We start from the raw sequence: 11,789 nt of genomic DNA, 5'->3' as shown, positions 1-11,789 counted from the left end.
ATATTTTATATGACTTAGCCATGCAATATGGTTGCTTCCGTGGAAAGAATGATCAATAAAAAATAAATAAAAGAGGAGGTACTTCCTTGAGATAGAAAGAATCAATTAGAATTTTAAAAATACAATTTTAATTGAGTTTTTGCAAGCATTTTATTCAGATAAACAACAGACAACTGTGTGTGCTAGAATGGAGCCTGGAGGGCCATGACGGTGAGGACAAATCGAGGGTTAGTATTTGTACGTCGAATTAAATTTCTTTAATCGAGTACTTCATAAGCCATGAAAGACTTCGATTTATTTTTCATTTTGATTTGATCTACCGGTCTGCAGTTAAACGATTCCTTTACTTTTTTCCACGATTCTTCTGAAATAAGTATCTGGCCTGCCTTTGCAGCATCTTGTAAACGTTGTGCGGTGTTTACGACATCACCAATAACGGTGTAATCAAGACGGCGTAGTTGTGCCGAACCAATATTTCCTGAAATCATTTCTCCGCTGTTGATACCAACAGAAACCATTGGATGAAATGAGGATACTTCAGCTTGCTGCCCCGACTCTTCAATATGCTTACGTACGGAGAGGCTGGCATCAATCGCCCTGTCGAGGTGAAAATTTCCTTTAAATACTGCCAGTATGGCGTCGCCGATAAATTTGTCAACATAACCATCCTGTGCAATAATTTCCTTAACCATTATGTCGAAATATTTATTAAGGAGATTAACTACAACATCCGCAGGTTCTTTTTCGGTGATGGCGGTAAAACCTGAAATATCGATAAAAACAACAGTAGCATCTATGGTTTCATTGGCCAACAATTGTGTTTCAAATTCGCGGCCGCTCATGAAATTCAAAACGGTTTTGTCAACATACATTTTGAGTATATTATTTTCCTTTATGGCATCAAGGGTTTTATGCATCTGCGAAACATAATCCATTGTTTTTTGAATGGTAATACCAAGGTCCTGGAAATTTACCGGTTTGCAAACAAAGTCAAATGCACCGCGGTTCATAGCGGTCCTTATATTTTCCATATCGCCATAAGCAGAAACAATAACAGCTTTTGTAAGCAGATTTAATTCATTGAGTTTAGTAAGAAGTGTAAGGCCATCCATTTCAGGCATATTGATATCACTTAGCAGGATATCAATTTCAGGATCATCTTTCAGTAATTTGAGCGCTTCACTTCCGTTGGCAGCAAAAATAAACACATACTTATTTTCTCTTATTTCCTTTCGGAATTTTTGCTTAATAAGCACTTCGAGATCTGCTTCATCATCTGCCACTAAAATCTTTGCCATTAATTTTTAATTTTTAATTTTTCCTTTAGTAAATTAAAATCAACTGGTTTGGTAAGAAATTCATCAGCACCCAATTTCATAGCCTGGTTATAATTATCGGTGTCTCCATAGGCAGTTATCATCATTACAACCGGTGGAGGATTTTCATATTTTTCCTTGATATGCCTTAGCAATTCGAGTCCACTCATTCCCGGCATATTTATATCTGAAAGTATTAGTACGGCCTCGTGGCGCAGTTGCTCCAAATAACGAAGTGCTTCTTCCCCGGACGACGCAAACGCAAATTCTACTTCCTTATCCCGGATTTCTTTACGAAAACGTTGTTGAAATAATGTTTCCATATCTTTTTCATCATCTACTACTAATATTTTCATGCTTCTTTTTTATGTTTTTATAAATTTAATGAGTATCGTTTATACTGGCAAGCTTATCGTAAACGTTGCTCCTTCACCTTCTTTCGTTTCCACTTTCAGGTCACCGCCGTGCGCTTTAATAACATCGTAGCTTAAAGATAAGCCCAATCCGGTTCCCTGCCCTGCGGGTTTTGTGGTAAAAAATGGCTGAAATATTTTGTCCATTACTTTTTTCGAAATGCCATTGCCATTGTCTTTTACAGTAATTAGAACTCCCCCGCCCTCACCAACAGGAATTTTGGAAGTCATTACCGTTACGGTCGGTTCAAAGTTATCCGGGTGCTGTTTCTTCTTTTCTGTTACTGCATAGAATGCATTGGTTATTAAGTTAAGAATTACTCTGCCAATATCCTGAGATACTACATTTATTTTACCAACAGTTTTATCAAAATCTGTTTTCATGGTAGCGTTAAATGATTTGTCCTTAGCTCTTAATCCATGATAGGCCAATCGTAAATATTCATCTGCCAAAGCATTGATGTCCGTGGGCTCCTTCTGTCCATTACTACTGCGGCTATGCTGCAACATTCCTTTCACAATAGCATCGGCCCGCTTGCCATGAAAAGTTATTTTTTCCTGGTTGCCTCTTATGTCATCTGCAATCTTTTCGATGGCTATTTTTTCCGCATCCGGGATGCTTGTTTTATTCAATTCTTCCTTTAGTTCATCTGTTAGTTCAATATTCACTTCAGAAAAATTGTTTACAAAATTCAAGGGGTTTTGAATTTCATGAGCAATACCTGCAGTGAGTTCACCAAGGGAAGCCATTTTTTCTGACTGAATCAATTGTGATTGTGTTGACTTAAGATCATCAATAGTTTGTTTTAATTGAGCCGTGCGGTGAGTTACTTTTTCTTCGAGTATCCTGTTTTCCTTTTGCAGCTTCCGGGAGCGATACACGATATAAGCTCGCAACAAGCCAATACCCAATAATGCAAAAATGGTATACGCCCACCATGTTTGATACCATGGTGGCATAATCGTAAATTTAAACGAAGCCGCTTTCCCCCATTTACCGTCGATTCCTTTGCTGCTAACTTTGAAGTTGTATTTTCCGGGAGGCAGATTTAAATAATTCTCTGTATAAGGATTGGTAGTAACAGCGCTCCAGTTTTTATCGATGCCTTCAAGAATATATACATAAAAGGTAGTATCCTGCCGACCTAAACTGGCCTGTGCAAATTGAAACTGCAGGTAATTTTTGTCGTACGGAAGAGTAAAATCTACCGGTAAATTATAAGGGCCCGAAACACTATCCCATTTTAGTTTATCGTCATCAGAAAAATCGCCGTTGGAACGCTTTTTCCCCGTCATGCCGTCATTATCGGCAAAATGCCTGGGATGAGTCATAACGTTCAGGCCAGTTATATAACTGGCCACCGAATCAGTGCTGGGTGCAATTTGATTAATTGTTGTAATGCCAACATCTCCCCATAAATATTGCCCGTCGTGCGTAACGGCATCAGTTGACCATGAATTGGTTTCTTTCAATAGTCCCTGGGATTTATTTAAAAGTGATATTTTCCAGGCGGAAGAAGAATTACCGGTATCCGGTGTCGTTATAATATTAATTTTATTATTGGTACCGGCAATCATAGTTCCATTATATTCTAAGAGCGATAATATAGTATTGTTGGATAAACCCTCCCTGGTCGTTATGGAGGTAAGTGTGCCCATTTTTGTATCCGCGATATACACGCCTTTGTCGGTTCCTATCCACATTCGCCCTTGCATGTCCGCAAACATCATTCGGTTGCACGTATCCTTCAGGCCGGGCTGGTTATTTAAAAATTTTACTGTTCCCTGCAAAGGGTTAATTACATCTATTCCATCGTGATTTGTAGCCAGCCAAATCAAACCGTCTTTGTCTTGCTTGATATCCATTATTGTATTATCATTCAATCCTCCGGCAACATCCGTATGAAGTGTAATATTTTTTGCCGAGTCTATTTTATCAACGCCACTACCCGGCCCCGTTAGCCATGTATTGCCCGAATCATCACCAAAGGCAACATAGATGCTGTCACTTACCAGGCCTTCTTTTTTACCCGCCTTCAATATGGTTTTATTGGCAAGATCAATAATATTGAAACCACCATTTGTAGCAACAACCATATTCCCGTTTTTTTTCCAAAACGATTGTACAAAGTCGTTACTCAACCCATTCGATTTGTTTAATAATCTCATGGCGTTTCTTTGGGGATTAACTATATAAAGTCCGTTTTGAGTTGCCACCCACAAGTTGTTGGCAGCATCTTCCATCAAGCTAATTATTTGAGTGGTACCTAAGGGATGTACTGTTTCTCCATATTGGTCAATTATATTCAATCCTGTTGTGGACGATACCCACACACGGTGGTAGTTATCCTCCACGGCAGCAGTTATTACAGTCCCGCTCAGTCCGTCAGCTTCGTTAATATACCTTATCCTCCCGTTTTCAACATCCGCTAATTCAATACCATTAACAGTTGTTCTCCAGATGTGCCCCTGTTTGTCAACTGATAAATTCAGCGAGAACTTTTTTCTGAATCCCTGCAAGTTGGTATAATGTTTTATAATTCCTTTTTTTACGTCTACAGCATCTAATCCCTCCGGGGTTCCGAGCCAGATTTGTCCTTTTTTATCTTCAGTTATCGGCCTTAGGGTGTCACTTATAAGGCCATTCGCTTTTCTCAAATATTTTATTTTCCCGGCAACCGGGTCAATAATATCGACGCCTCCCTTTAAGGTCGTGATCCAAATCTTCTTATTTACATCCTGTAATATTTGAAAAGCTGAGGAATCGGAGAGACCGGCTTTCATATCCAGGTTCTTATAAGTCATAGAGCCGGGATCTACAATACTTACAGCCTTGTCGATATAATTAAAAACCCAGATATTTCCTCTGTCGTCGACAGTCATTTTATCGAGGCCCCTTAACGGTAACCCTATCTTAGTTGAATAACTAATAGTCCCCTTATGCAAGTCAATCATCCCAATGCTTGCTCCTTTTATAAACCAGATATTATAGGAACTATCTTCCGCAAGGCCAATGATTGCAGCATCAGATGCGGAGCCTTGTACAAATGTTTGAATACGTTCGCCATCAAACCTGAATAAACCCTCACTGCTGCCTATCCATAGTAACCCATTATGGTCTTTTAACAGCGCCCCGATAAGCTTTGCCTGCAGCCCCTGTGGTTGTCCAAAGTCGAAAATGGCAAGAGCTTTACCTTTCTCCATAATGGAAGTGCCGGCCTTAATAGTCGGGGGAGCACCCAGGTCAGAGGTTTTGAAGTCCAGGGGTATTGGTGATAATTTATCAAGACTTAAATCCTTTTGAGGAAGGTTGTTAAAATCAAATTTAACTACTTCAGGAGGCTGCGCAAAAGGTTTAAAGCCGGTTGAATCGTAAGGAATAGCCGGCAATGCATCTATGTCTAACTTTTGTATGACTGGTGTTATCCCGCCTTTTTTAGCCGTATCCCATTTTAGTGGTTTAGCATCACTGAAAACAAGCGGTACTGTTACAGGCTGCGTGTATCCAAGTTCACTGTTAGGGAATGGAATATTTTCTGAATTATTACAGGATGAAAAAGTAATTAATAATATAACGAACGCCAATAGTTGGTAGTAGTAAGCCTTAGTTTTATTCATGTATTCTTCTGATTTATGAGAGCCCATTTAAAGATAATGAAATAATGAATGTTGAGCCCTTTCCCTCCGATGTTTCCACTTTTATTTCTCCTCCATGTGCCTTTATGATGTCATAGGTTAATGATAAACCGAGGCCTGTTCCCTGCCCCGTGGGTTTGGTGGTGAAAAATGGTTGAAAAATTTTGTCCAGCACTTTTTGAGGAATGCCATTTCCATTATCCTTGACCGTTAGTAAGACCCCTAAATCTCCTGAAGGGAACTTTACGGACCTTGTACTAACTGTAACTGTTGGTTCGTAGCTGTCACCCTGAGCCTGCCCGTCCGGCAGGCGGGCTTGTCGAAGGATCTTTTTTTCATTAACGGCATAAAAGGCATTGGTGATCAGGTTGAGGACGGCTCTGCCTATATCCTGAGGAATGATGTTGATAGGGCCAATGGTTGTATCAAAATCTGTTTTCATGGTGGCATTGAATGTTTTGTCTTTAGCCCGCAAACCATGATAAGCTAATCGTAAATATTCATCGGCCAGGGCATTAATGTCGGTTGGCTCTTTAACCCCGCTGGTGCTTTGGCGACTGTGCTGCAGCATCCCTTTTACAATAGCATCGGCCCGCTTTCCATGGTGATTTATTTTATCTTCATTGGCCTGTATGTCCTTAGCAATAATTTTTACTTCTTCAAAATTTCCTTTTTCAATTTCCTGAGTCAATTCTACCAGCAATTCCTTATTCACTTCTGCAAAATTGTTGACGAAGTTTAAAGGGTTCTGTATTTCGTGTGCGATACCCGCAGTAAGTTCACCAAGCGACGCCATCTTTTCTGATTGTATTAATTGTGTTTGCGTTGCTTTCAATTCAGCCAAAGCATTTTCTACCTGCTCTTTTTGATGCCGCAATTCGGAAGTTCTTTCTGCCACTACTTTTTCAAGTTCTTCTTTTTTTGCTTCCACCCATTTTCGTTGTTCTTCCTGCTGCAGCGTTTTTTCATGCTCGAGCCGCAACGCTTTTTGTTGTTTTCTGGAAACAAAAAGCATGGCAATCATCCACACAATAGAAAATATCGTGGCAATATCAACATAGTTGTCAATTTGTTTATAGGTAGCTGCGGTTAATGTTTGAAATAGATCGCCAAGGAATGATATAATGGCAAACGGTAGAACCGCATTGATAAGGGTTCTGATCGTTGTAAATTCTTTCTTTACATAAGCCACGATAATAATGCCGATTAATAGCGCATGCCATATCCATTTTGTGATGTACCCGATATGCAATACCAGTTCCAGTACGAATAAGACAACAACGATATATAATACCATCATTATTTTTTGACCCCAGGCTTCGTCAATCGCAGTGTTCCTAAAAATTTTACGCACACTACGCAGAAGAAAAAAAATAATAAACGGCTCGGCCGACATAGAAAATAGTTTACCTAAAATTACTCTTAAACAGTATAAATTATATCAACCTGTTGTGATGTTGGCTGGTAATTGCATTATGAACGTCGTTTGTTCTCCCTCCTGTGATTCTACACTTATTGTTCCACCATGTTCTTTTGTGATGATATCATAGGTTAATGATAACCCCAATCCTGTTCCTTCGCCGGTCGGCTTTGTTGTGAAGAATGGCTGGAAAATTTTATCAGCGATATTTTGGGGTATTCCATTCCCGTTATCATGTATCGTTAGTTGAACTACCGCACCTCCGCCCGCAGAAGGTATTTTTAAAGACGTCCTGACGATTACTTTTGGCTCATAGCCATCCGTAGCGCTTTGCCTCGCTTTATCCTTTACAGCATAAAATGCATTGTTGTATAAATTCAACAGTACTCTTCCGATGTCCTGGGGAACAATGTTTATTTTACCGATACTCTTATCAAATTCAGTTTGTATTATAACATTAAAGTTTTTCTCTTTAGCCCGCATACCGTGGTAGGATAGACGCAAATATTCATCGCATAAATTGTTGAAGCCTGTTGGTTCCTTTTGCCCTGTGTTGCTTCTTGAATGCAGCAGCATATTTTTTACGATAGCATCGGCCCGCTTACCGTGATGAGTTATCTTTTTTTCATTTTCTTTAATGTCTTTTGCGATTGCTTTTACCTGCTCAGTATTGCCGGCATTGGCTTCCTGTTCTAACTCATCAATCAATTCAGCATTTATTTCAGAAAAATTATTTACAAAATTTAAAGGGTTTTGAATTTCATGGGCTATCCCGGCTGTTAGTTCTCCAAGTGAAGCCATTTTTTCTGATTGAATAAGCTGGCTTTGTGTAGCTTTTAAATTATCCAACGCTGCTTCCAGTATCTTTTTTTCTTCTTTAATCAAAATTGCCTGTTCTTCTAATCTTTTTAGGTCCAGGAAACGCGTGTATATAAGGCCGAATGTATCGGTCACCCGCAGCATAATATCCAGCTCTTCATCCGTTAAGGCCTTATTAGTAACTACGTTAATAGTACCTGCAGAAAAATAGAAAGAATAAAAATTTTCGCTGTAAATAATTCCTCCCCTGTTTGGAATACCAGTATGGGTAGACATGGTTTTGTAGTAATGCAGCAGGTCCTTGCCTTCTAAATTAGTAACCACATAAGGTTTTTGAGCTTCCCTGGCTTCAATAATATTTTCAAAAACCGGGTGGACATTTACATTTATATAATCCAGTATAAAATATACATGGCCATCATCCGATACGGAGGTGACCCACAGTTCAATAGCATAACCTTCATCGTCAAATATGCCAACACCCGAACGAATGGCGTCAATATTCAATTCTTTCAATTGCTGAAAAAGAATGGTGGACGTTTCGGAAAGCTCAGTACTGCTGCGCATATCGAGCGCTTTTACCCGTACTTTTTCCAGTGCTTTCTCCACTTCAATCTCGCGGGTTTTCCGGGCCAGATCATTTACTACTCTTTTTAACTCACGCTCGAGAAATAGGGTTCTTTCTTTCTCCGGCAAATCTTTATCAGTATCCATACCAGGCTAATTGTGAAAATTTATGTCTGAGCGCAAAGCTCCCGCATCGGGAAATTCATTACTAGTAAAAATGCCGCCATGCCCACCGTCTATTCGCCCCATTGCGGATCTATGATATTGGCCACTTCTGTAATCCGGTTAGCAGGAAACCCTCCGAGCCTTGCATGCTCCAGAAGAATATCTTCATTTGTTGCCATGTAGATACAGTAAATCTTGTCTCCTGCAACATAGCTATGTATCCATTGAATATCTGTGCCTAATGAGCAAATAACCTCCCGCGATTTTCTTGAAATCGTTTTTAGAGTTTCGATATCAAAACTCCCGGCCCGGGAGATATCTCTTTCAATGATGTATTTTGGCATATGCTGGTATTTTTATGTGACTAAAATTAGAAAATTAAATCAGGCATTACATTCTTTATACCTTCTAATATCCAATTTACAAAAAAAAGTGGTCTATTCACACTTCTGTATTTTTTCCTTTATTGCGATAGCACCCCGATAGCTAACGTAACCCGGCTATATACCTTCACCAAATCATAAAGCATCTGAATCGCGGATGAGCACAAATGGACGGATTTTACGAATCTTGTTTTAGCAGGTCAACGAATAAACATGCGTTACAGCCTCGTAAACTTTTCGCCCTTTTCAACCCCCGCCGACACCGGGGTAGTCGTGATTCAGATAACAGGTAACGATATAGTAAATGCACTCCCTTGCCCTTCTTTCGTTTCCACTTTTATCTCCCCACCATGCGCTTTCACAATATCATAGCTTAAGCTCAAACCCAGCCCTGTTCCTTGTCCTGTTGGCTTGGTGGTAAAGAAGGGTTGAAAGATTTTGTCTAATATTTTTTTGGGGATGCCATTACCATTATCCTTTACCGTTAGTACAACCCCTAAATCCCCTGAAGGGGACTTGACCGACCTTGTGCTAACTGCAACTGTTGGCTCATAAAGTTGTCCTGCTAAGCTTGTCGAGGCATCCTTTTTTTCACTAACTGCGTAAAAAGCATTGTTATATAAATTCAGCAACACTCTTCCGATATCCTGCTGGACAATATTGATTTTTTTAACAGCCTCATCAAAATCTGTATTCATTGTTGCATTAAAATCTTTGTCTTTTGCCCGAAGACCATGATAAGCTAATCGTAAATATTCATCCGCCAAAGCATTAATATCAGTTGACTCTTTTACACCTGTGCTTGACCGTGAGTGTTGCAGCATGCCTTTTACAATGGCATCGGCACGTTTGCCATGATGATTTATTTTTTCTTCATTAGCTTCAATGTCATCAGCAATAATTTTTACTTCACTATAATTTCCTTTATCAATTTCTTCTTTCATTTCAGCAATCATCTCTTTATTTACTTCAGAAAAATTGTTGACGAAGTTTAGCGGGTTTTGTATCTCATGTGCAATGCCTGCAGTGAGTTCACCGAGGCTGGCCATTTTTTCGGAGTGGATTAGTTGAGCCTGGGTAGATTTCAATTTCTGCAATGCGTCTTCCACCTTTTGTTTTTGTGTTGAAAGTAACTTATTCGCTTTTTGTTTGTGCCTGTTATTGCGGTATAAAAAAGCCCCTGCGATCAGCAAGCAAAAAATTCCACCAACAAGTGCATCAAACTTTATCCGATTTTGAAAATTAATTTTCTCTTTTTCAATTTGCTGCTGGTGCATGACTTCATTCAGATTCAGGGTTTCCACTTCTTTCGCTTTTTCCTGGCTGAAAAGACTGTCCTTTGCAGCAATAGCAGCTGACTGGTAAATAAAAGCGCTGTCTATATTGTGAACAGAAGCGTAATAATCTGTCAGAAAATTAGAAGCATCCATCACACTTTTCGTAAAACCTGCTTCCGTGGCGGTAGACAGACACAATTTTGCATAATACAAACTCGAATCACGGTTGAATTCTTTTTTAAATACTTTTGAAATACTTAAATAAACTTCACAAAGCGCCTGGTCATCTTTCATTTGTTTATAATAGGGCAAACACGATCGGAAATAAAAGAGTGCCTTCGCGTAGTCGCCCAGGTTAGAATAGATATTCCCGAAATTATGCAAGGCAAATCCTATCAAAATTGTGTCCCTTTGCTGAAGGACCATATTATAAGCCCGGATATTGTACCATATTGCAGAATCCGTCATATTCAGTATCAGGTACCCGTCGCTCAAATTCAGCATATCCATTGCAACAAAGCGATCATCATGAATTCTTTTATTAATTGCCAGGGCCCGAATTGCATAATTAACACCCTGCCTTTCATCACCTCTTTCCGAATAATTAACATAAATACCTCTGAGCGCCCTTGCAACTCCCCGCTCATCATGGATAGACTCTGCTTTGCTTAATGATTCAAGAAAAGCCTGTAAGGCTTTTGAATAATTGCCCGCATTTCCTAACGCGGCTCCAATAGCAAAATAGCTGGTAATCTCTCCATTTACATAACCTGCTTTTTCGGCCAATGACAGCGCCTCTTGTGCCAGCTGCAAAGCTGTGTCTGGCCTGAAACGTGAATATATGGCGCTTAAATTATTAAGCAGGATGACTTTACTGGTATCTTTTTTTTCGGATTCCAGTAATTGCTTCAGGCTGTCAATGGCTTTTACCTGGGCGCTGGTATAAGCATGCGTTGCCGTCATAATTAAAATAGAATATAAAATTCTTTTCATTGCAATCCATTTAAGGGCAATCGAATCACAAATGTACTTCCCAACCCTTCCTGCGCCTCTACTTTTATTTCCCCACCATGTGCCTTAATAATATCATAGCTTAAGCTCAAACCCAATCCTGTTCCCTGTCCCGTTGGCTTGGTGGTAAAGAATGGTTGAAATATTTTGTCACTTATTGTTTTCGGAATTCCATTGCCGTTATCCTTTACCGCTAGTTCAATAATGTTGTTTATCTTTTTACTAATTACAGAAACAACTGGTTCGTAACCGGCGGTTTGTTGTTTTGCTTTTTCATTTACTGCATAAAAAGCGTTGTTAAAAAGATTAAGCAGCACTCTTCCAATATCCTGTGGAATGACATTTATTTTTCCGATGCTTGCATCAAAATCAGTTTGCATATTTGCATTAAAAGTTTTGTCTTTGGCCCTCATACCGTGGTAGGATAAACGCAGATATTCATCTGCTAATGCATTAATATCTGTTGGTTCTTTTTGTCCCGTGCTTGTTCTTGAGTGCTGCAGCATATTTTTTACGATGGCATCGGCACGCTTGCCATGATGATTTATTTTTTCTTCGTTTTCTTTAATGTCACTAGATATTGCTATCGCAGCTTCGGTATTACCCGCTTTTAATTCACTTTGTAGTTCATCAACTAATTCTGTATTTACTTCTGAGAAATTGTTTACAAAGTTTAAAGGGTTTTGGATTTCATGCGCATTACCTGCGGTGCCCTGGCCAAGAGACGCGATTTTTTCTGACTGGATAAGTTGGTATTGGGTGGATTTTAAATTTTGAAGCGT

The 11,789-nt window shown here is 39.4% G+C and carries 8 protein-coding genes; all 8 read right to left on the bottom strand.

All coding sequences use genetic code 11. The features are described from left to right. Window positions 1–257: 257 nt before the first annotated feature. Window positions 258–1,298: an adenylate/guanylate cyclase domain-containing protein gene (locus ACO1O5_RS11420; RefSeq protein WP_486270283.1), complete on the bottom strand. Its 1,041-nt coding sequence runs from the start codon at window positions 1,296–1,298 to the stop codon at window positions 258–260. Next, the gene (locus ACO1O5_RS11415; protein ID WP_486270282.1) at window positions 1,298–1,672 is read right to left on the bottom strand and encodes a response regulator; all 375 of its coding nucleotides are present in this window, start codon (window positions 1,670–1,672) and stop codon (window positions 1,298–1,300) included. The genes ACO1O5_RS11420 and ACO1O5_RS11415 overlap by 1 nt, the downstream gene beginning before the upstream one ends. 39 nt (window positions 1,673–1,711) lie before the next feature. Beyond that, window positions 1,712–5,347, bottom strand: coding sequence for a two-component regulator propeller domain-containing protein (locus ACO1O5_RS11410; protein ID WP_486270280.1), 3,636 nt, complete (start codon window positions 5,345–5,347; stop codon window positions 1,712–1,714). A 13-nt stretch (window positions 5,348–5,360) separates the two neighbouring features. Beyond that, the gene (locus ACO1O5_RS11405) at window positions 5,361–6,761 is read right to left on the bottom strand and encodes a sensor histidine kinase (protein WP_486270278.1); all 1,401 of its coding nucleotides are present in this window, start codon (window positions 6,759–6,761) and stop codon (window positions 5,361–5,363) included. Between the two features lie 45 nt (window positions 6,762–6,806). Next, a complete protein-coding gene (locus ACO1O5_RS11400; RefSeq protein WP_486270276.1) occupies window positions 6,807–8,318 on the bottom strand; it encodes a sensor histidine kinase in 1,512 nt (503 codons plus the stop codon). An 89-nt stretch (window positions 8,319–8,407) separates the two neighbouring features. Continuing rightward, the gene (locus tag ACO1O5_RS11395; RefSeq protein ID WP_486270275.1) at window positions 8,408–8,680 is read right to left on the bottom strand and encodes a DUF4242 domain-containing protein; all 273 of its coding nucleotides are present in this window, start codon (window positions 8,678–8,680) and stop codon (window positions 8,408–8,410) included. Window positions 8,681–8,997: 317 nt separating this feature from the next. Next, on the bottom strand, window positions 8,998–10,989 hold the full coding sequence (locus ACO1O5_RS11390; RefSeq protein ID WP_486270273.1) for a sensor histidine kinase: 1,992 nt from the start codon (window positions 10,987–10,989) through the stop codon (window positions 8,998–9,000). Continuing rightward, window positions 10,986–11,789, bottom strand: an 804-nt coding sequence (locus ACO1O5_RS11385) for a sensor histidine kinase (RefSeq protein ID WP_486270272.1), incomplete at its 5' end; no start/stop codon positions are given. The genes ACO1O5_RS11390 and ACO1O5_RS11385, both read right to left, overlap by 4 nt.

Source organism: Ginsengibacter sp. (assembly GCF_057362405.1).
Note: the sequence above shows the minus strand (reverse complement) of the source record. Positions and strands in the feature narration are given on the sequence as shown.